Source organism: Streptomyces sp. NPDC058052 (assembly GCF_042885515.1).
In the GTDB taxonomy this organism is placed as follows: Bacteria; Actinomycetota; Actinomycetes; order Streptomycetales; family Streptomycetaceae; genus Streptomyces.
In genome coordinates, this window is sequence record NZ_JBHVRX010000052.1 from 1 (window position 1) to 18,994 (window position 18,994).

At 75.1% G+C, this 18,994-nt stretch carries 19 protein-coding genes; 8 read left to right on the plus strand and 11 right to left on the minus strand.

The window, feature by feature from the left end; translation table 11 throughout:
• Positions 1 to 49: 49 nt before the first annotated feature.
• Positions 50 to 922: a polysaccharide deacetylase family protein gene (locus ACFVU3_RS38000; protein WP_390073357.1), complete on the minus strand. Its 873-nt coding sequence runs from the start codon at positions 920 to 922 to the stop codon at positions 50 to 52.
• 69 nt (positions 923 to 991) lie between these two features.
• Between ACFVU3_RS38000 and ACFVU3_RS38005 the strand changes: the two genes are divergently transcribed.
• Positions 992 to 1,474, plus strand: coding sequence for a universal stress protein (locus tag ACFVU3_RS38005; protein WP_390073358.1), 483 nt, complete (start codon positions 992 to 994; stop codon positions 1,472 to 1,474).
• Positions 1,475 to 1,487: 13 nt separating this feature from the next.
• Here ACFVU3_RS38005 and ACFVU3_RS38010 read toward each other — a convergent pair whose 3' ends face one another.
• Entirely contained in the window at positions 1,488 to 2,696 is a 1,209-nt protein-coding gene (locus tag ACFVU3_RS38010; RefSeq protein WP_390073359.1) for a CapA family protein, read from the minus strand.
• A gap of 279 nt (positions 2,697 to 2,975) precedes the next feature.
• Here ACFVU3_RS38010 and ACFVU3_RS38015 point away from each other — a divergent pair, with 279 nt between their 5' ends.
• From ACFVU3_RS38015 to ACFVU3_RS38030, 4 genes are all read left to right on the plus strand, one after another.
• Positions 2,976 to 3,545: a sigma-70 family RNA polymerase sigma factor gene (locus ACFVU3_RS38015; protein WP_390073360.1), complete on the plus strand. Its 570-nt coding sequence runs from the start codon at positions 2,976 to 2,978 to the stop codon at positions 3,543 to 3,545.
• Between the two features lie 22 nt (positions 3,546 to 3,567).
• Positions 3,568 to 3,981: a PaaI family thioesterase gene (locus tag ACFVU3_RS38020; RefSeq protein ID WP_390073395.1), complete on the plus strand. Its 414-nt coding sequence runs from the start codon at positions 3,568 to 3,570 to the stop codon at positions 3,979 to 3,981.
• 181 nt (positions 3,982 to 4,162) lie between these two features.
• Positions 4,163 to 4,666 (plus strand): hypothetical protein, encoded by a 504-nt coding sequence (locus ACFVU3_RS38025; protein WP_390073361.1) that lies wholly within the window; start codon positions 4,163 to 4,165, stop codon positions 4,664 to 4,666.
• A 94-nt stretch (positions 4,667 to 4,760) separates the two neighbouring features.
• Complete coding sequence (locus ACFVU3_RS38030) at positions 4,761 to 5,234, plus strand: hypothetical protein (RefSeq protein WP_390073362.1); 474 nt, start codon at positions 4,761 to 4,763, stop codon at positions 5,232 to 5,234.
• Between the two features lie 4 nt (positions 5,235 to 5,238).
• Here the strand turns inward: ACFVU3_RS38030 and ACFVU3_RS38035 are convergent, their stop codons facing one another.
• The 7 genes from ACFVU3_RS38035 to ACFVU3_RS38065 all read right to left on the minus strand — a co-directional run bounded on the left by ACFVU3_RS38035 (position 5,239) and on the right by ACFVU3_RS38065 (position 13,770).
• Positions 5,239 to 6,450, minus strand: coding sequence for a histidine kinase (locus ACFVU3_RS38035; protein WP_390073363.1), 1,212 nt, complete (start codon positions 6,448 to 6,450; stop codon positions 5,239 to 5,241).
• Positions 6,447 to 8,198, minus strand: coding sequence for a cation acetate symporter (locus ACFVU3_RS38040; protein WP_390073364.1), 1,752 nt, complete (start codon positions 8,196 to 8,198; stop codon positions 6,447 to 6,449). The genes ACFVU3_RS38035 and ACFVU3_RS38040 overlap by 4 nt, the downstream gene beginning before the upstream one ends.
• Before the next feature lie 21 nt (positions 8,199 to 8,219).
• The gene (locus ACFVU3_RS38045) at positions 8,220 to 8,603 is read right to left on the minus strand and encodes a hypothetical protein (RefSeq protein WP_390073365.1); all 384 of its coding nucleotides are present in this window, start codon (positions 8,601 to 8,603) and stop codon (positions 8,220 to 8,222) included.
• Between the two features lie 77 nt (positions 8,604 to 8,680).
• Complete coding sequence (locus tag ACFVU3_RS38050) at positions 8,681 to 9,436, minus strand: LytR/AlgR family response regulator transcription factor (protein WP_390073366.1); 756 nt, start codon at positions 9,434 to 9,436, stop codon at positions 8,681 to 8,683.
• 40 nt (positions 9,437 to 9,476) lie between these two features.
• Positions 9,477 to 10,349: an Fpg/Nei family DNA glycosylase gene (locus ACFVU3_RS38055; protein ID WP_390073367.1), complete on the minus strand. Its 873-nt coding sequence runs from the start codon at positions 10,347 to 10,349 to the stop codon at positions 9,477 to 9,479.
• Between the two features lie 46 nt (positions 10,350 to 10,395).
• Positions 10,396 to 12,480 carry a SpoIIE family protein phosphatase gene (locus ACFVU3_RS38060; RefSeq protein WP_390073368.1) on the minus strand — a complete coding sequence of 695 codons (2,085 nt, stop codon included), beginning with the start codon at positions 12,478 to 12,480 and terminating at the stop codon, positions 10,396 to 10,398.
• Positions 12,481 to 12,528: 48 nt separating this feature from the next.
• Positions 12,529 to 13,770, minus strand: coding sequence for a DUF6777 domain-containing protein (locus ACFVU3_RS38065; RefSeq protein WP_390073369.1), 1,242 nt, complete (start codon positions 13,768 to 13,770; stop codon positions 12,529 to 12,531).
• 185 nt (positions 13,771 to 13,955) lie between these two features.
• On the opposite strand from ACFVU3_RS38065, the gene ACFVU3_RS38070 reads away from it, so the two are divergent.
• From ACFVU3_RS38070 to ACFVU3_RS38080, 3 genes are read left to right on the plus strand one after another with little or no spacing between them, the layout of a single operon-like run.
• Positions 13,956 to 14,861, plus strand: coding sequence for a YndJ family protein (locus ACFVU3_RS38070; RefSeq protein ID WP_390073370.1), 906 nt, complete (start codon positions 13,956 to 13,958; stop codon positions 14,859 to 14,861).
• Positions 14,858 to 15,400, plus strand: a complete 543-nt coding sequence (locus tag ACFVU3_RS38075; RefSeq protein ID WP_390073371.1) for a DUF1990 family protein — start codon at positions 14,858 to 14,860, stop codon at positions 15,398 to 15,400. The genes ACFVU3_RS38070 and ACFVU3_RS38075 overlap by 4 nt, the downstream gene beginning before the upstream one ends.
• Positions 15,401 to 15,425: 25 nt before the next feature.
• Positions 15,426 to 16,844 (plus strand): lipase maturation factor family protein, encoded by a 1,419-nt coding sequence (locus ACFVU3_RS38080; protein WP_390073372.1) that lies wholly within the window; start codon positions 15,426 to 15,428, stop codon positions 16,842 to 16,844.
• Between the two features lie 106 nt (positions 16,845 to 16,950).
• Here ACFVU3_RS38080 and ACFVU3_RS38085 read toward each other — a convergent pair whose 3' ends face one another.
• Positions 16,951 to 17,121: a hypothetical protein gene (locus ACFVU3_RS38085; protein ID WP_390073373.1), complete on the minus strand. Its 171-nt coding sequence runs from the start codon at positions 17,119 to 17,121 to the stop codon at positions 16,951 to 16,953.
• Between the two features lie 346 nt (positions 17,122 to 17,467).
• On the minus strand, positions 17,468 to 18,943 hold the full coding sequence (locus ACFVU3_RS38090) for an SDR family NAD(P)-dependent oxidoreductase (protein WP_390073374.1): 1,476 nt from the start codon (positions 18,941 to 18,943) through the stop codon (positions 17,468 to 17,470).
• Between the last annotated feature and the right edge of the window lie 51 nt (positions 18,944 to 18,994).

Here is an 18,994-nt window from a genome sequence, read left to right on the forward strand (position 1 = left end):
GGCTCCGGGGACGCCCCCGGGGCCCGATCCGCGCGCGGGGGCGGCGCGGTCAGCGCCGCGGCACGGTGAGGGTGTATCCGGCGTCGAGGAGCGCGGGCAGGTAGCGGCCCAGGGCGGCGACGCTCTGGGAGCGGTTCCCGCCGGCGTCGTGCGAGAGGACGATGACGCCGGGGCCCGCGCCGTCGAGGACCCGGCGGACGATGGTGTCGCTGCCGGGCTCCTTCCAGTCGAGGGTGTCCACGGACCAGGCGAGCGGCTCCATGCCCAGTTCGGCGCCGATCTCGAAGGAGTGCCGGTTCCAGGCGCCGTAGGGGGCCCGGTACCAGAGCGGCGCGGCCCCCAGGGCGCGCTCCACCACCTCGCTGGTGGAGCCGAGTTCGTCCCGGATGCGGGAGGGCCGCAGTCGGGGCACGAGCGGGTGGGACCAGGAGTGGTTGCCGACCACGTGCCCGTCGTCGGCCATCTCCCGGAGCAGGTCCTGGTTCTCCACGGCCATCTCGCCGCAGACGAAGAACATCGCCCGGCAGTCGTAGCGGCGCAGGGTGGCCAGGATGCCGGGGGTGTAGCGGGGGTCGGGGCCGTCGTCGAAGGTGAGCACCATGGAGCGGCCGACGCCGGTGAGCGAGAGGAAGGGCCGCCGCCGGACCGGGGGGAGGGCCCGGGGCCGGGCGGCGGGGGCGTACGCGGTCATGGGCTGGAGCCGGTACGCGGAGGGGCGCAGCCGGGGCGAGGAGGCCGGGGGGCCGGCGGCGGGGCCCGCGGCACCGGGCGGGCCCTGGGGCCCGGCGGCGGTTCCGGGTCCCGCGCTCCCGTCGGCGCCGAGGCGGTCCAGGGCGAACGCGCCGGCCGCGACGGTGGCGCCGAGGGCGGCGGCCAGGCGCAGCACCGACCTCCGCCCGGTGGGCAGCTGATCGTTTTTCATGACCAATGGTTCGTACGGGGAGGGTCCCGGGCCCCTCACCGACACCGGGCCGCCGTCCGATTGCACCCGATGGGCCGATACTCTCGGAGGGTGAGCGCACACCAGCCCGAGCGGTTCGAACGCGGCACCGACGGACCCAAGGTGATCATGGCCGGGGTCGACGGCTCGGCCTCGTCCCTGCGGGCGGCGGCGTACGCGGCCGGGCTGGCCCGCCGGCAGAACGCCCTGCTCGCGCTGGTCTACGTGCAGCCGCTCCTCGCGGCCGGCGCCTCCCTCGGCGCCCCGGTGACCGGGGCCACCGAGGAGATCGCGGAGGAGCTGGCCGAGGAGATCCGCACCTCGGCGGAGCGGGTGAAGGACCTGTGGCAGGTGCGCTGGGAGTTCCGCACCTTCAAGGGCGACGCCTACACGGGTCTGGTGCGCGCGGCGGAGGAACTGCGGGCGGACGCCGTGGTGGTCGGCGCCTCGGAGTCGGCGGGGCACCGCTTCGCCGGATCGGTGGCCGTGCGGCTGGTGAAGGCGGGCCGCTGGCCGGTCACGGTCGTCCCCTGACCGGCCGGCGCCGTCATCCGCCGAGCGTCAGGCCGTCCTTGTCGGCGCCCCGCCCGAGGACGACCTGGCGGATCGTCTCGCGGATCTCCGCGTGGCGCGGGTCGGAGGCGTCGGCGGAGACGAGGTCCACGACCCGGCCGCGCGCGGTGTCGAACCACTGGGGCATGAACTCGGCCCTGGTGACCTCCCAGCGGGCGCCGGGCTTCTTCGGCGGGGCGAAGGTGAAGCGGCCGATGCTGCTCTGGTTGCCGCGCGGGTCGAAGACGCCCTCGTGGTTGATCATGTCGCCGGCGATCTGGTCGCCCATGCCGTAGATCACCCAGGTGCCGTTGACCTTCTCGTACGCCTGGGGGACATGGGCGTGGGTGCCGATGATCAGGTCGATGTCCGGACGGCCGCCGGTGCGGGAGGCGGTGAGCGAGCGGGCGAGCGAGAGCTGCCGGTCGTCGGGGGCGGTCTGCCACTCGGAGCCCCAGTGGACACTGACCACGACGACGTCGGCGCCGGCGGCGCGGGCCGCCCGGGCGTCGGCGATCACCTTCTCCTCGTCGAGGACGTTCACCGCCCAGGGCTGCCCGGCGGGGAGCGGATAGCCGTTGGTGTCATAGGTGTAGGCGAGCTGGGCGACGGTGGCGCCGCCGGCCCTGAGCAGGGTGGGGCGGGCGGCCTCGGCGGCGGTGCGGGCCGATCCCGCGTGCTTCACGCCCGCCGCGTCGAGGGCGTCGAGGGTGCGGCCGAGTCCGGCGGCGCCGTCGTCGAGGGTGTGGTTGGAGGCGGTGGAGCAGGAGTCGTATCCGGTGGCCTTCAGCGCGGTGGCCACCTCGGGCGGGGACTTGAAGGCGGGATAGCCCGTATAGGGCCCGCCCTCCTCGCCGTACACCGTCTCCATGTGGCAGATCGCGACGTCGGCGCGGGAGACGACCGGTCGCGCCCCGGCGAGCATGGGCCGGAAGTCGTAGCCGCCGCTGTCGCCGGCGTCGGCGGCGGCGCGCCGGATGATCGAGTCGTGCGGGAGGACGTCCCCGGAGGCCACCAGGGTGAAGCCGGCCGGCCTGGGGGCCGGTGCGGCGGGCCGGGGCGCGGTGGAGCCACCGGGCGAGGGGGCGCCGCCGCCGAGGCCGCCCTGGCTGCACGCGGCGACGACGGCGAGCAGGGAGCCGGCGAGGACGGTGGAACCGGCACGGGCGAGCCTGGCGCGTACGGGTCTGGTGCCTGCGGTCATGACGACTGCCACCCCGATCATAGGAAGAACATCTGTTCTGCCGAATTCATCCCTCGGGGAGGGCCCAGTCAAGGGACCCCGCCGGGCCGGACGGCGAACCCCACCGAATCGGACGTACGCCCCCCGCCCGGCCGCCGTCCGACCGCTCGCCGCGCCATTCGCCGCTCGTTACGACCGTTCGTCGCAGACCGTTGTCCGCTCCCTGTCCCCTTCCGCCCGGATGCGTTCGTATACGGCGCGGACGACGAACCGCTGAGCGGGCGGGGAAGGGTGGCACTCATGACGACCGCGACCGTGACGGCGACGACCGACGAGCGGACGCTCCAGGAACTGCAGCGGGAGCACGGCCCGGCCCTGCTGTCGTTCCTCCTGGGACTGACCTACGGGGACCGCCAGCGCGCCGAGGACCTCGCCCAGGAGACCCTGGTCCGGGCCTGGCTCCACCCCGAGGCGTTCAGCGGCGCGTACGCCTCGATGCGGCCCTGGCTCTTCACCGTCGCCCGCCGGCTGGCCATCGACGCCCGCCGTTCCAGGCTGGCCCGGCCCGCCGAGATCGGCGACGGGGTGCTCGCGGTCACCCCCGACCCCTCGGACGCCACCGAGACCGCCGAGGCCGCGCTCGACGTACGGGCGGCGGTACGGGAGCTGAGCCCCGAGCACCGCGCGGTCCTGGTCCGGCTCTACTTCCACGGGCTCACCGTCAACGAGGCCGCCGTGGACCTCGGGATCCCGGCCGGCACGGTCAAGTCCCGTTCGCACTACGCCCTTCGCCAGCTCGGCCGGTCACTCCCCGGCTACCGGCCGCGTCACGGCGTCATTGCCCGGGCCCGGGCCGCGGCCGCACAATGACGCCGTGACGCTCCCTGACACCGTGGCGCTGACTCCCGCCGCCGCCGAGAAGATCCTCGCCGACAACTTCGCCCCCTGGGTCCTGGACCTGGGGCTCACGGTCGACTCCGTCGACGGCCACGAGGCCGTCCTCCGCCTCCCCTGGTCCGACCGGCTGGCGCGGGAGGGCGGCGGGATCTCCGGCCAGGCCCTGATGGCCGCGGCCGACACCGCCACCGTGATCGCCGTCTCGGCGGCCCGCGGCGGCTTCGTCCCCATGACGACCGTCCAGCAGTCCACCAGCTTCCAGCGCGCGGTCCTCGGCACCGACGTCCTGATCCGCGCCCGCCTCACCAAACTGGGCAGGCGGATGGCCTTCGCCGACATCACGATGACCGCCGAGGGGAGCACCGAGCCCGCCGCCCACGCCACCGCGGTCTACGCGCTGCTGGGCTAGGCCAGGCCGTTTCCTTCGGATCGCGCCGGAGGCGACGGCCTGGACGTTCGTCCCGGTCGTACGGCCTCCGGCCGGTTCGTCGGTCCGTCCCGGTGGACGGGCGCGGAGCGCGCCCGGGCGCGAGGGGAAAGCTCCGGGGGGCTATGCACTGCATGTATACACCGTGCGTATAGTCGCGTGCATGTCCTCACGACCTCACACCCCGCCCCTCCCCCGCCTGTTCAAGGCCGTCGTCGTCACCGGGATCGCCGTCGTCGCCGCGCACGTCGTGCTCTCCGACACGCTGCGGTTCGCGCTCGTCGGGCAGGCGTCGGCCGCCCTGGGGGCGCCCACCGGGTACGGGGAGGCCCAGGTCTTCACCACCGCGCTGCTCAACACCGCGCTGGTGATGCCGCTCGTGCTCTGGGCCGGGATGCGGATGGGCGGGGAGCGGCGGCTGGGGGCGATGCTGCTCGCGGGGAGCGTGGGGTGGATCGTCGCCGTCTGGAACGGGATCGACGGCCTGGACGACTCCTTCGGCGCGATCCTGCCCCTGTCGTCGCTCGCGCTCGTCGTCGGCGTCACCGCGCTCGCCTCGCTCGTCCGCCGCCGCCCCTCTCCGGTCCCTTCCGCACCGCGCGTCCCGTCAGACCCGCCGGCACCGATCCGGCCGGGGAACGTATCCGAAACCACACCGGCGAGTTGAGCAAAGCGGTCCACGCGGACGCCCCGAGCGGAGGAGGCTCTGCTCCGGGTCCCGAGAACCGCGGGTCCCCGACGTCCGGGAGAAGGTGGGAGCGTTGCCGCCCGAGAGCACGAACGGCGCCGGCCGCAGGAGCGGCGGGGGCCTGGCCGTTCCGATGGCCTGGCTGTGCGCCGAGTACCTGGCCGACCAGTACCTGACCGCGGCCGGCCTGGCCGAGCCCGGCTCGCTGGAGCACCGCGCCTCGCTGCGGGCCCTGGCCCTCACGGTCCATCTCTCCGGGGAGCCCGCGGCCGACGAGTGGCTGCACCTCACCGCGTACGAGGCGGGCTGGCCCGACTGGGTGGAGGAACGGCTCGCCGCCGAGGAGGCCGAGGACCCCGGCGGGGCCGATCTGGCGCTCGCCCGGGACACCTGGCGGGCGCTGCGGGAGACCTGGGTGCACGCCGCCGACCTGGACGGTCCGGCCGCCGCCGGGCCGGGCCTCCTGGTCGACGAGACCGCGCGTGCCTGGCTGCCCGCCTGGCAGCTGGGGCTGCCGCTCGCCCACCTCGCCGTGTGGCTCTCCTGAGGGGTCAGCGCGTCGGCGAAGGGTGCACGCCCGGGCGGTACTTGGGGAAGCGCGCGGTCACCTTCATGCCGGCGCCGACGCCGGTCTCGATGACGAGTCCGTACTCCGCCCCGTACACCTGGCGCAGCCGCTCGTCCACGTTGGACAGGCCGATGCCGGAGCCCCCCGGGTGCTCGCCGCGCAGCACCGCCCGCAGCCGCTCCGGGTCCATGCCGACGCCGTCGTCCTCGACGGTCACCACCGCCTCGGAGCCGGCGTCCCGCGCGGCGATGGTGACCCGGCAGCCCCGCTCCCGGTCCTGGAGCCCGTGCTTGACCGCGTTCTCCACCAGCGGCTGGAGGCAGAGGAAGGGCAGCGCGACCGGAAGCACCTCGGGCGCGATCTGGAGCGTCACCTTCAGCCGGTCGCCGAAGCGGGCCCCGGCCAGCGCCAAGTACTGCTCGATCGCCCGCAGTTCGTCGGCGAGCTGGGCGAAGTCGCCGTGCCGGCGGAACGAGTAGCGCGTGAAGTCCGCGAACTCCAGGAGGAGGTCCCGGGCCCGCTCGGGATCGGTGCGGACGAACGAGGCGATCGCGGCGAGGGAGTTGAAGATGAAGTGCGGGGAGATCTGGGCGCGCAGCGCGCGGATCTCCGCCTCCACCATCCGCGTCCGGGAGCGGTCCAGCTCGGCCAGCTCCAGCTGGACCGAGACCCAGCGGGCCACCTCGGTCGCGGCCCGCACCAGCACCGCCGACTCCCGGGAGCCGTAGGCGACCAGCGCGCCGAGGACGCCCTCCTCGCCGGTGAGCGGGGCGGTCACCGCCCACCGCAGGGCACAGCCGGGATCGTCGCACCCGGTGGGCGCGGAGCTGCTTCGGCCGGTCTCCAGGGTCGCGGCCGCCAGCTCGGGCACCCCCGCGTGGTGGTGCGCCTCGCCGGGCCCGTCCCAGGCGAGGACGGCCGCCCCGTCCGTGAGGCAGAGGGCCTCGGTGCCGAGGAGCGAGCGCAGCGGGCGGGCCGCCCTGCGGGCGGTCTCCTCGGTCAGCCCGGCGCGCAGCGGCGGGGCGGCGAGCGAGGCGGTGTGCAGAGTGTGGAAGGTGGCGCGTTCGACGGGGGTGCCGAGGTCGAGGTCGGCGGAGCGGGCGCCGCGCCGGGCGGTGAGCCGGCCGAGGACGACGCCGGCGGCGAGGAGGACGGCGCCGGCGGCGCTCGCCGCGGCCAGGGCGATGCCGCTCACCGGCGGGCCTCCTGGGCGGGGACGGGGGCGGTGAACTCCCCGGGCGCGGTGAACTCCTCGGGCAGGTGGAGCCGGGCGAGGGTCGCGGCGGTGCCGGGCGGGACGCTGCGCGGGGTGGCGAGGGAGACCAGCACCATGGTGAGGAAGCCGAGGGGGACGGACCAGACGGCGGGCCAGGCCATCAGGGTGTGCGGCCAGCCCGCCGGGGCGAGCCCGGCCCGGGTGGCCATGACGGCGGCCAGCGCGCAGCCGCCGCCGAGGACGAGGCCGGCGGCCGCGCCGGGCGGGGTGAGCCGCCGCCACCAGATGCCGAGGACAAGGAGCGGGCAGAAGGAGGAGGCGGAGACGGCGAAGGCGAGCCCGACGGCGTCGGCGACCGGCACCTTGGACGCGGCGACGCCGACGGCGAGCGGGACGGCGGTGGCGAGCAGGGTCGCGAGCCGGAAGTGCCGGACGGCGCGGGAGGGCAGCACGTCCTGGGCGAGGACGCCGGCGACGGACATGGTGAGCCCCGAGGCGGTGGAGAGGAAGGCGGCGAAGGCGCCGCCGGCGAGGAAGGCGCCGAGGAGGTCGCCGAGCGCCCCGCCCACGATCCGGTCGGGGAGGACGAGCACAGCCGCGTCGGCGGACCCGGTGAGGGCGAGCTCGGGGGCGTAGATCCGGCCGAGCGCCCCGTAGAGCCCCGGCAGCAGGTAGAAGGCGCCGACCAGTCCGAGGACGACGAGCGTCGTGCGGCGGGCGGCGCGTCCGTGGGGGCTGGTGTAGAAGCGGACGGCGACGTGCGGGAGCCCCATGGTGCCGAGGAAGGTGGCGAGGATCAGCCCGTACGTGGCGTACAGCTGGTGCCCGTCGCGGCCGCCGGCCAGCGGCTGGGACCAGCCGAGGGGATCGGCGCCGTCGGCGCGCCGCTCGGGGACGGGGGTGCCCGGCGGGAGCGCGAGGACGGTGCCGCCCTTCACGTGGTGGGTGCCGGGGTCGAGGGTCACGGACCGCTCCTCGTACCGGACGGCGTCGACGGTGCCGGTGACGGTGAGGGTCAGCGGGGCGTCGAGCCCGATGCGTACGGTGTCGGCGACCCGGACGACGGTGTGTTCGCGGAGCACGGCGGGCGCGTCGAAGCGGGCCCGCGGCGCCCCGTCGCCGTGCCAGGCGGCCACCAGGAAGAAGGCCGGCACCAGCAGGGCGGTCAGCTTCAGCCAGTACTGGAACGCCTGGACGAAGGTGATGCTGCGCATGCCGCCGGCGGCGACCGTGCCGGTGACGACGACGGCGACGAGGAGGCCGCCGACCCAGTCGGGGGCGCCGGTGAGGATCTCCAGGGTGAGCCCGGCTCCCTGGAGCTGCGGCAACAGGTACAGCCAGCCGATGCCGACGACGAAGAGGCTGGCGAGCCGCCGGACCTGCGGGGACTCCAGCCGGGCCTCGGCGAAGTCGGAGAGGGTGTACGCGCCGGAGCGGCGCAGCGGGGCGGCGACGAGGACGAGCAGCACCAGGTAGCCGGCGGTGTAGCCGACCGGGTACCAGAGCATCGCCGGGCCCTGGACGAGGACCAGTCCGGCGATGCCGAGGAAGGAGGCGGCGGAGAGGTACTCGCCGCTGATGGCGGCCGCGTTGAGCCGGGGTCCGGCGGTGCGGGAGGCGACGTAGAAGTCGGAGGTGGTGCGGGAGACGCGCAGGCCGAGGGCGCCGATGAGGACGGTGGCGAGGACGACGGCGGTGACGGCGGCGACCGCGTAGGTCTGGTTCATGCGGGGCGGTCCACCGGTTCCTCAGCGCTCGACGAGGCCGGTGAAGTCGCGCTCGTTGCGCTCGGCCCGGCGGACGTACCAGAGGGCGACGGCCCAGACGACGGGGTAGACGCCGGCGCCGAGGGCGGCCCAGACCAGCGCCTCGGGGGCGGGCAGGGCGAGGACCAGCGGCAGGGTGCCGACGAGCAGGGCGAGGGCGCCGAGCGCGGTGAGGGCGGCACGGAGCTGGCTGCGCATCAGGGAGCGGACGTAGGTGTGGCCGAGGGTGGTCTGCTCGTCGATCTCGGAGCGGGCGGGCGGGTGCAGCGGGCGGGGCCGGATCCGGGCGCCCGGGAGGTCGCCGTGGGCGGTGGCGTGGGTGACGGTCTCGCGCCGCGGCCGGCGCGGCTCGGGGTGCTCCGGCATCGGCGTCGCTCTCTGACGGGCGGGTGGGCCCGTGGAGTGTAAGCGGAACGGGCCGGTCGCCGGTAGGGCCCGGCCGGTCAGCCGCCGGCCCGGCGCATCAGCAGGTCACGGAGGTGGCGGGCGTGCCGGCGGCTGACGGCGAGGTCGGCGGCGCCGACCCGGACGGAGGTGGCGCCGCCGTCGAGGCGCAGCTCCTCGACGCGGTCGAGGGCGACGAGGTGGCTGCGGTGGATGCGGACGAAGCCCCGGTCGGCCCAGCGCTCCTCCAGGGTGGAGAGCGGGATGCGGACGAGGTGGCTGCCGTGGTCGGTGTGGAGGCGGGCGTAGTCGCCGTGGGCCTCGACGTAGGCGATGTCGTCGACGGTGACGAAGCGGGTGACGCCGCCGAGTTCGACGGGGATCTGCTCGGGGGCGGTCGCGGCGGCGGGCGGCGCCGTGGTGGCGTGGACGAGTTCGTGGACGCGGCGGACGGCCTCGGCGAGCCGTTCGCGGCGGACCGGCTTGAGCACGTAGTCGACGGCCTTGAGGTCGAAGGCGGTGAGCGCGAAGCCCTCGTGGGCGGTGACGAAGACGACGAGCGGGGGGCGGGCGAAGCCGGCGAGCAGCCGGGCCACGTCGAGGCCGGTGAGGCCGGGCATGTGGATGTCGAGGAAGACGACGTCGATCTCCTCCTCGCCGTCCGGCCCGGAGTCCAGCGCGCGCCCGATCCGGCGCAGCGCGGCGGTCGCGTCCCCGGCGCCCTCGGCGGTCCGGACCCGGGGGTCGGCGCGCAGCAGGTAGAGGAGCTCCCCGAGGGCGGGCTCCTCGTCGTCGACGGCCAGTACGCGCAGCATGCGCGGGAGCCTACTTCAGGTGCGGGCGGCGCGGTCCGGGCTACTTGAGCAGCCGGGACATGCGCCGGTCGGCGAGGATCTTCCCGCCGGTCTGGCAGGTGGGGCAGTACTGGAGGGAGGAGTCGGCGAAGCTGACCTCGCGGACGGTGTCGCCGCAGACGGGGCAGGGTTCGCCGGTGCGGCCGTGGACGCGCAGGCCGGTCTTCTTCTCGGCCTTGAGCTCTCCGGCGGCGAGGCCGCGGGAGCGGGCGACGGCGTCCTGGAGGGTGGTGCGCAGGGCCGTGTAGAGGGCGGTGGTCTCGTCCGGGGTGAGGGTGGCGGTGGGTTTGAAGGGGGACATCCGCGCGGCGTGCAGGATCTCGTCGCTGTAGGCGTTGCCGATGCCGGCGAGGAGGCTCTGGTCGCGCAGGGCGCCCTTGATCTGGCGGCGTTCGCCGGAGAGCGCGGCGGCGAAGTCGCCGGGGCCGAAGTCCTCGGCGAGCGGGTCGGGGCCGAGGCGGGCGACGCCGGGGACGTCCTGGGGGTCGTGGACGAGGTGGACGGCGAGGCGTTTGGTGGTGCCGGCCTCGGTGAGGTCGAAGCCGTCGCCGCCGGTGAGGGCGGCGCGCAGGGCGAGGGGGCCCTTGCCGGGCCGGGGCGGCCCGGAGGGCAGCGGGTCCTGCCAGCGCAGCCAGCCGGCCCGGGCGAGGTGGACGACCAGGTGGAGCGGGCCCGCTCCGGTGGCGGCGGTGATGTCGAGCCATTTGCCGTGCCGGTCGACGCCGGTGACCCCGGCGCCGTCGAGGACGCCGAGCGGCGGGTCGTACGTCTTGAGGACGCTGATCGCGACGGGCAGCACGCGGGCGAACTCCTTGCCGACCAGGTGCTCGCCGAGGAACGCGCGGAGGGCTTCCACCTCGGGCAGTTCGGGCATGGCTCCACCCTGCCGCACGGGGGCGCGGCCCGCGCGGCAGGCCGGGTCAGTCCGTGACGGCGAACTCGCACCAGACGCATTTGCCGCCGCCCCGGGACTCGACGCCCCAGCTGTCGGAGAGCTGGTCGACGAGGAGGAGGCCCCGGCCGGAGACGCCCGCCTCGCCGGCCTCGCGGCGGCGCGGCAGGGCGCTGGAGCGGTCCTCGACCTCGACCCGCAGCCGCCGTTCGGCGCCGGGCAGCATCCGCAGGGTGATGATGGCGCCGCCGTCGGTGTGCATGAGGGCGTTGGTCATGAGTTCGTCGGCGACGAGTTCGATCTCGTCGGCGACGGAGCCGGCGCCCCAGGCGCGGACGGCGGCGCGGATCATGTGGCGGGCGGCGCTGAGGGCTTCGGGGTCGCTCTGGGCGACGTGCTGGCGGAAGCGGCCGCCCGCGGGGGTGTAGGCGCCGAGACGGCGGAGCAGCAGGATGGCGACGTCGTCCTCGCCGCCGCGCTCGGAGACGACGTCGCAGAGCAGGTCGGCGAGCTCCTGGAGGTCGGAGGGGCCGCGGCGGACGAGGGAGGAGAGCCATTCGAGGCCCTCGTCGAGGTCGGCGCCGGGCTTCTCGACGAGGCCGTCGGTGTAGAGCATGAGGGTCTGGCCGGGGTCGAGTTCGAGGGTGGTGACGGGGTAGTCGAGGCGGCCGAACTCGGCGGAGAGGCCGAGCGGGAGGCCGCCCTCGACGGGCACCCGGCGGCAGGTGCCGTCGGGCTCGCGGACCAGCGGGTCGACGTGTCCGGCGCGGACCACCTGGACGACTCCGGTGCCGGGGTCGGCCTCGGCGTAGGTGCAGGTGGCGAAGCGTTCGGTGTCGAGTTCGTGGAGGAAGACGGAGGCCCGGGCCATGACGGTGGCGGGGGTGTGGCCCTCGGCGGCGTAGGCGCGCAGCACGATGCGCAGCTGGCCCATGACGGCGGCGGCGTGGGTGTCGTGGCCCTGGACGTCGCCGATGACGGCGCCGACGCGTCCTCCGGGGAGCGGGATGACGTCGTACCAGTCGCCGCCGATGTCGCGGCCGAGGCGGGCGGAGCGGTAGCGGACGGCTATGTGGGCGCCGGGCACGTCGGGGATCCGGCGGGGCAGCATCGCCTGCTGGAGCCCTTCGGCGAGGTCGTGCTCCTGCTCGTACAGCATGGCGCGCTGGAGGCTCTGGGCGATGCTGCTGCCGAGGGCGACGAGGAGGGTCCGCTCGTCCTCGCTGAAGCCGGTCCGGTCGCTGTAGAGCAGGCCGAGGGCGCCGATGGGGCGGGCCTGGGCGATGAGCGGGAGGTAGGCGGCGGCGGTGATGCCGAGGCCGCTGATGTGCGGCCAGAGGACGGGGAAGGAGGTGGCGAAGTCCTCGGCGGTGTCGATGAAGCGGGGCCGCAGGGTGCGGATGACCTCGCTCATCGGGTAGGGCTCGTCCACCCGGGTGAACCGGGTGCCGGGCACGAAGGCGCCCGCGGGTCCTTCGGCGACGAGGTGGATGCGGCCGGCCTCCAGCAGGCCCATGACGAGGCTGGCGGCGCCGAAGTGCTCCAGGGCGTGCGAGTCGTTCAGCAGGTCGATGACGTCCTGCACGGTGCGGGCGTGGGCGAGGGCGGCGGTGGTGCCCTCGACGACCCCGGCGCGCCGGCGGCGGCCCTCGTCGAGGCCGAGGCGGGCGGCGGACTCGGTGAGCTCGTGGGTGGCGTCGCGCACGACGCCGACGATCCGCACGGGGCGGCCGGTGGCGTCGCGGTAGACGAGGCCCTGGGTGTGGGTCCACTGCTGGGAGCCGTCGCGGCGCCGGATGCGGAAGTAGGCCCCGTACTGGTCGCTGCCCTCCTTGAGGGCCTGGGCGACGAGGGTGTCGAGGCGGCGGCCCTCGTCGGGCAGGACGCGGCTGCCGAGGGTCTCGGGGTGCCCGTCGTACTCGTCGGGCTCGAAGTCGAAGACGTCGAGGGCGGCCTCGTCCATCTCCATGGTCCCGGTGGTCAGGTCCCAGTCGAAGCCGCCCATGCGGAAGGCGGCTCCGAACGCGCTGAGGATCGGCGCCGCCGCGCCGTCCGTGGCCGGTGCCGTGCCCGGACGGCCCGCCGTGTCCGCTCCCCCGCTGCCCACGCTCATGGGGGCCACGCTAGGGCCAGCGGGTTCCTCGCGCACCATGAAGATCTTTCAGCCGGCGAAGGTGTCGGGCTGGGTGGGCCCGGGATCGACGGGGAAGAGGTCCTCGGGCAGGGGGTCGCCGCCGTCGGGGTTCGCGTAGGGGTCGGCCTCCGGGTCGGTGTACGGGTCCGGGTACGCCTCGCCCGGGGGTTCGGCGTACGGGTCGGCGGGCGCGTCCGGGACCACGGGCTCGTCCGGGGTGGCGGGCGGGTCGGGCGTGACGGGGGTGTCGGGCGCGGTGGGGGTGGTCGGGGTGTCCGGTACGACGGGGGCGTCGGGCTCCGCGGGCCGGGACGGGGTGGTGGGGCGCACCGTCGGGGGCTCGGGGGTGGCGCCTTCCGGCGTGCCGGGGTCCTCCGTGCCGGGGTCCGGGGTGACGGGGTCGCTGAGGGCGCAGGTGTCGGGGTCGCAGTCCGGTTCGGTGTCGGGCTTGCGGTCCTGGTCGCCGTCGCTGCCCGACTTCCGCTCGATCCAGCTGTCGTCGGAGACGTTCACGATGACCAGGCTGGTGACGACGGTGGTGGTGGGCTTGACGATGATCACGCGGTCGGGGTCGAAGCCGGTCCAGGGGTCGCCGTGGTGGACGGCTCCCGAGACGCTGACGGGGGTGCGGAGCGGGTTGCCGCAGGCGCAGCGGACGCGGGGGGCGCCGTAGGGGTCGACGAGGACGGCGGTGCCCGCCTGGAGGACGGACTGGAAGGCGTTGGCCTTGCCGTCGCGGAAGCCGTGGTTGGTGACGCGGGCGTCGGCGCGCAGCAGGACGGGGGTGAGGTCGCGCAGCCAGTCGGCGACGCCGCCCTCGGGGATGCCGGCGGCCTCGGCGAAGGCGGTGAGCTTGGCGGGCTCGGCGGCGAGGTAGGCGACCTGCTGCTCGACGTCGCAGCTGGCCTCGGCCCGGGTGCCGCCGTAGAGGCCGGGGGTGGAGCCGGCGACCTCGCGCACGCCGGGGGCGCTGACGGGCTGGGCCGCGGGGTCCGGTTCCTGGAGGGCGCGGAGTCCCGCGCCGCGCGCGGTGGAGGCGGTGAAGGGGTCGGGGCCCTGGGCGGCGACCGGCTGGAGGTGCACCTCGTGGGCGGCGGCGAGGGCCGCGCGTCCGGCGGCGCCGCCGGACGGCTCCGAGGAGCAGCCGGCGAGGAACAGGGCGGCGCCAAGCGTGGCGGCGAGGGCGGTGCGGCCCTGGTGGCGGGCGGCTCCGGGGGCGGGGCGGACGGCGGCGGGGTTGCTCCGCGTCCGGCGCTGCGTGGGGCGCACGTTGCTTCTCCCGGTCGGCGTCGGGTGGGTTCCTCCCGTTCTGTCGCAGTCGGTGACGGGGTGCAAGCGGAGCGCGTCCGACCGGGCGTCCCGATCGGCCGCCCAGCGGACTTGAACACGTTCAACAGAGGCTCTACGCTCGGCCCCATCACCGTTGAACATGTTCAAGTCGGGGGTTGGACGCCATGAGCACCCTGTCTCTCTTCGTCGTCCCGGTCGTGACGATCGGGATGCTCTGGGTCGTGCCGACCGGGCTCGGGCTCGTCGGAGGCCCCCGGCCGCCCGGCTGGGACGCCCTGCGCCGGGCCTGGCCACTGCTGGCCCTGCCCGGCGCGGTCTCGCTCTGGCTCCCCCGCTCCGGCACGGCGACCGCGCTCGCGGCCTGCTACGCGCTCGCCACCCTGGCGCTCGCGCTCCAGGCCCCGGCCCGGCTCCTCCTCACCCGCTCCCGGCCCGCGGCCGGAAGGACCCCCGCCCCGCCGCCACCGGGCGAGATCGCGGTCCTCACGGCCCTCGTCTCCCCGTCCGTCGCCGGACTGGCGCTCGTCGCCGAGCGGGCCGCGTACCCGCTCTTCGGCTTCGAGCTCGACCTGCTGGCGCTGACCGTGCCGCACTTCCACTTCGCCGGCTTCGCCGCCGCCCTGGTCGCCGGACTGCTCTGCCGCGCCTCCGGCGAGGGGCCGCTGGCCAGGACCGCCGCGCTCAGCGTGCCCGCCGGCACCCTGCTCGTCCTGATCGGCTACTTCGTCGACGACTGGGCCGAGCTGGCCGGCGCGGTCGTCCTCACGGCCGGCATGGCCGCCGTCGCGGTGCTCACCCTGCGCGAACGCCGCGAGCTCGCCGCCGACCCCGCCACCCGGACCCTGCTCGGCGTCTCCGCCCTGGTCCTCGTCGCCACCATGGCGCTCGCGCTCTGGTGGGCCCTGGGCGAGGCGACCGGCCTCCCGCACCCCACGCTGACCTGGATGGCCGCCACCCACGGACTCGGCAACGCGCTCGGCTTCGCCGTCTGCGCCCTGCTCGCCCACCGCCGGCTCCGGTCCACCGACCCCCGTACCACCCCTCTCCCGCGAACGGAGCTCCCGGCATGACCCGCATCCTCGGTGATCTGACCCCGCGCCGCCGCACCCTCACCTACCGCGAGGCCGGCGCCACCCGCACCCCCGACGCCCTTCCCGCCGGCTACCACCACCTGCGCCACAGCACCCCCGTCGGCCACGGCCCCGCCGACTTCCGGGCCGCCGCCGAGGCCGTCACCACCTGGCGCATGCACCGCGCCACCGGCGCCAGGATCCGCTCCGCGGCCGGCCGGGCGGCGCCGGGCGTCACCGTGGAGGTCGCGCTCGGGATCGGTCCGCTCGCCTACGCCGTCCCCTGCGAGGTGATCTGGGTCCCCGAGGGGGAGCACCGGGCCGGGTTCGCGTACGGCACCCTCACCGGGCACCCGGAGTGCGGCGAGGAGTCCTTCCTCGTGGAGCTGGAGCCCGATGGCACGGTCCGCTTCACCGTCACCGCCTTCAGCCGGCCCGCCACCTGGTACACCCGCCTCGCCGGGCCCCTGGTCCCCCGCCTCCAGCTCGCCTACGCCCGCCGGCTGGGCCGCGCCCTCGCCCGGATCGCCGCGGGGTGACCCCGCCGGGCCGATACTGGAGGCGATGGAGTGGTTCACCGCGCCGGAGCTGTGGCTCGGCCGGACCGTCTTCCAGCGCGGCCTGGCCGTGCTGTACTGCGTGGCCTTCCTGTCGGCCGCCCTGCAGTTCCGGGCGCTCATCGGCGAGCGCGGCATGCTCCCCGTACCGGAGTACCTGCGCCGGACCACCCCGCTCCGCTCGCCCTCGCTCTTCCACTGGCGCTACTCGGACCGCCTGTTCGCGGCCGTCGCGTGGACCGGCGCCGGCCTCGCCGCGGCGCTCGCCGCCGGGGCCGGGGACGCGGTGCCGCTCGCCGCCGCCATCCCGCTGTGGCTGCTGCTGTGGGGCCTGTACCTGTCGATCGTGAACGTGGGCCAGACCTGGTACGCCTTCGGCTGGGAGTCGCTGCTCCTGGAGACCGGATTCCTCGCGGTCTTCCTCGGCAACGACGACGTCGCCCCGCCGCTCCTCGTCCTCCTCCTGCTCCGCTGGCTGCTCTTCCGCGTCGAGTTCGGCGCCGGCCTCATCAAGATCCGCGGCGACGCCTGCTGGCGGAACCTGACGTGCCTCTGCCACCACCACGAGACGCAGCCGATGCCCGGCCCGCTGAGCTGGTTCTTCCACCGGCTCCCCCGGCCCCTGCACCGCGTCGAGGCGGCCGCCAACCACGTCGTCCAGCTCGGCGTGCCGTTCCTCCTCCTCACCCCGCAGCCGGTGGCCTCGATCGCCGCCTGCCTGATGATCGTCACCCAGCTGTGGCTCGTCCTGTCCGGCAACTTCGCCTGGCTCAACTGGCTCACCATCGTCCTCGCGGCCTCCGTCCTCGACCTCTCGGCGTTCACCGGGGACTCCGGCGGCCACCCCCGCCCCGACCCCCCGGTCTGGTACGTGGTCCTGGTCCTCGCCGTGACGGCCCTGGTCCTCGTCCGCAGCCACCGCCCCGTCCGGAACCTGCTCTCCCGGCACCAGGCCATGAACCGCTCCTACGACCCCTTCCACCTGGTCAACACCTACGGGGCCTTCGGCACGGTCGGCCGCGTCCGCGACGAGATCGTGGTGGAGGGCACGAGCGACCCGGAGCCGGGCCCGGACACGGAGTGGCGGGAGTACGGCTTCAAGGGCAAGCCCGGCGACCCCCGCCGCCTCCCCCGCCAGTTCGCCCCCTACCACCTGCGGCTGGACTGGCTGATGTGGTTCGCGGCGCTCTCGCCCGGCTACGCGCGCGAGTGGTTCGGGCCCTTCGTCGAACGGCTGCTCGCCGGGGACCGGGACACCCTGCGGCTGCTGGCGCACAACCCGTTCCCGGACGCCCCGCCCGTCCACGTCCGCGCCCGGCTCTACCGCTACCGCTTCTCCACCTGGCGCGAGCTGCGCGCGACGGGGGCGTGGTGGCAGCGCCGGCTGCTGCGCACGTACCTGCCGCCGGTCCGGCTGCGGGGCTGAGCCGGGACACGGCGGTGCCCCCGGTCCGGGAGGGACCGGGGGCACCGGAGCCGTACGGGCCGCGCGGGGCGGCCCGGGGACGACGCCTTACGTCGGGGCAGCGGTATCAGTCGATGCCCGGCAGGATGTGGGGCTCGGCGAGGTCGTCCTCGTAGCCCGCGAGCCGGATCGGGGCCGACCGGGCCCAGACTTCGAGGTTGCCCAGCTCGCCTTTGGGCCGCTGCCGTTCGGAGGGTTCCGACGGTCGCGGTTCCTGCTTCGTCAGTTCGGGTGTCACCGCGCACTCCTTTGTGTCGCGTTCAGTTGAGGACGTGGGCCGTTCGGTCGCGGTGGCGCCGTTCTTCGGGCGGGACCGCGGCCGAGGTGGGTGGCCAGTCCCCTGACCGGCTGTGGAGCGGGTGTGTCGCTCCGGTGGCCGACCGTGGGCATCAGAGTAACCAAATGAGCGCGCCCGCGCTCTACCGGGCTCAAAAGTGTGACGCGTTCGGGTGACGAAGACCGAAAGAGCGCCCTTTCCGGAGGGAAAGGACGCTCTCTCCGCACACGGGACGGTGCGGACGGGGGTGGTGCGGATGGGGGTGGTGCGGGTGCGGACGGGGGCGGGTGAGGTGGCCGGGTGCGGCCTACCACTTGCCGGGGGCGTAGTCCTTCATGAAGACGCCGTACAGGTCCTCGCCGGCCTCGCCGCGCACGACCGGGTCGTAGACGCGGGCGGCGCCGTCGACCAGGTCCAGCGGGGCGTGGAAGCCCGCCTCGGCGAGGCGCAGCTTCTCGAAGTGCGGCCGCTCGTCGGTGATCCAGCCGGTGTCGACCGAGGTCATGAGGATCCGGTCGGACTCGAACATCTCCTGGGCGCTGGTGCGGGTCACCATGTTCATGGCGGCCTTGGCCGCGTTGGTGTTCGGGTGCCCGGCGCCCTTGTAGCCGCGGGAGAAGACGCCCTCCATGGCGGAGACGTTGACGACGTACGCCCGGCCGCTCGCCGCCTTGGCGGCGGCCTCGGCCATCGACGGGCGCAGCGCGCTGATCAGGATGAACGGCGAGGTGTAGTTGCAGAGCTGGGTCTCCAGGAGCTCCACCGGGGTGATCTGGTCGATCGTCTGCACCCAGGTGTTGGAGTCCACCACGTCCGGGAGGAGGCCGCCCGCGTCGATGGCCGTGCCGGCGTGGTGCCGCTCCAGGCTGGCGTTGCCCGCGACGAGCGCGAGGTCGGCGACCTTCTGGGCGTCGAGGCCGCTGGTGCCGACGGGCAGCGCGGCGAGGCCGTCGACCGCGCCGGAGTTGAAGGCGCCGATGACGTGGTGGGCGGGCAGCTCGCCGGCCGGAAGCGGCGCGCTCTCGCCGTCGACCAGGGCCGCGTACGCGGAGGGCAGCCGGCGCACGGTCTGGGTGGCGTTGTTGATCAGGATGTCCAGCGGCCCCGCGGCGGAGACCTGCTCGGCGAGGGCCACGGCCTGGCCCGGGTCGCGCAGGTCGATGCCGACGACCTCCAGGCGGTGGATCCACTCCGCCGCGTCCTCCATCGCCTTGAAGCGGCGGATGGCGTCCTTGGGGAAGCGGGTGGTGATCGTGGTGTGCGCGCCGTCGCGGAGCAGCCGCAGCGCGATGTACATGCCGATCTTGGCCCGGCCGCCGGTGAGCAGGGCGCGCTTGCCCGTGAGGTCGGCGCGGATGTCGCGCTTGGACCGGTTCAGGCTCGCGCAGTCCTGGCAGAGCTGGTGGTAGAAGTAGTCGACCTCGACGTACCGGGTCTTGCAGGTGTAGCAGGACCGGGGGCGCTGGAGTATGCCCGCGATCCGGCCGGCCTCGGTGACCGAGGAGGGCAGGATGCCCTCGGTCTCGTCGTCGATCCGCTGGGCGGAGCCGGTCGCGGTGGCCTCGGTGACCGCCCGGTCGTGGGCGGTCTTGGCGGCCCGGCGCTCCTGGCGGCGGCGCTGCTTCACCATGCGGTAGATGCCCGCGGTGGCGCGCCGGACGGCGATCGCGTCGGGGTGGTCGACCTCGATCTTCTCCAGCTCGTCGAGCACGCTCAGGCAGACGGCCAGGCGCTCGGGGTCGATGCCCGGCCCGTACTCCTGGGTTTCTTCAGTCACCGTCATGGCCTTCGTCGTTCCTCGATCGCTCGCGGGCGGGGTGCCGCCGGGGGATTT

Bases quoted from the DNA above. Each gene is read 5' to 3' on its own strand.
- ACFVU3_RS38005 (WP_390073358.1), top strand. From the start codon at position 992: ATGGGCCGATACTCTCGGAGGGTGAGCGCACACCAGCCCGAGCGGTTC.
- ACFVU3_RS38075 (WP_390073371.1), top strand. From the start codon at position 14,858: ATGACCCGCATCCTCGGTGATCTGACCCCGCGCCGCCGCACCCTCACC.
- ACFVU3_RS38015 (WP_390073360.1), top strand. From the start codon at position 2,976: ATGACGACCGCGACCGTGACGGCGACGACCGACGAGCGGACGCTCCAG.
- ACFVU3_RS38045 (WP_390073365.1), bottom strand. From the start codon at position 8,603: ATGCCGGAGCACCCCGAGCCGCGCCGGCCGCGGCGCGAGACCGTCACC.
- ACFVU3_RS38050 (WP_390073366.1), bottom strand. From the start codon at position 9,436: ATGCTGCGCGTACTGGCCGTCGACGACGAGGAGCCCGCCCTCGGGGAG.
- ACFVU3_RS38000 (WP_390073357.1), bottom strand. From the start codon at position 922: ATGAAAAACGATCAGCTGCCCACCGGGCGGAGGTCGGTGCTGCGCCTG.
- ACFVU3_RS38090 (WP_390073374.1), bottom strand. From the start codon at position 18,943: ATGACGGTGACTGAAGAAACCCAGGAGTACGGGCCGGGCATCGACCCC.
- ACFVU3_RS38070 (WP_390073370.1), top strand. From the start codon at position 13,956: ATGAGCACCCTGTCTCTCTTCGTCGTCCCGGTCGTGACGATCGGGATG.
- ACFVU3_RS38025 (WP_390073361.1), top strand. From the start codon at position 4,163: ATGTCCTCACGACCTCACACCCCGCCCCTCCCCCGCCTGTTCAAGGCC.
- ACFVU3_RS38060 (WP_390073368.1), bottom strand. From the start codon at position 12,480: ATGAGCGTGGGCAGCGGGGGAGCGGACACGGCGGGCCGTCCGGGCACG.
- ACFVU3_RS38040 (WP_390073364.1), bottom strand. From the start codon at position 8,198: ATGAACCAGACCTACGCGGTCGCCGCCGTCACCGCCGTCGTCCTCGCC.
- ACFVU3_RS38055 (WP_390073367.1), bottom strand. From the start codon at position 10,349: ATGCCCGAACTGCCCGAGGTGGAAGCCCTCCGCGCGTTCCTCGGCGAG.
- ACFVU3_RS38010 (WP_390073359.1), bottom strand. From the start codon at position 2,696: ATGACCGCAGGCACCAGACCCGTACGCGCCAGGCTCGCCCGTGCCGGT.
- ACFVU3_RS38080 (WP_390073372.1), top strand. From the start codon at position 15,426: ATGGAGTGGTTCACCGCGCCGGAGCTGTGGCTCGGCCGGACCGTCTTC.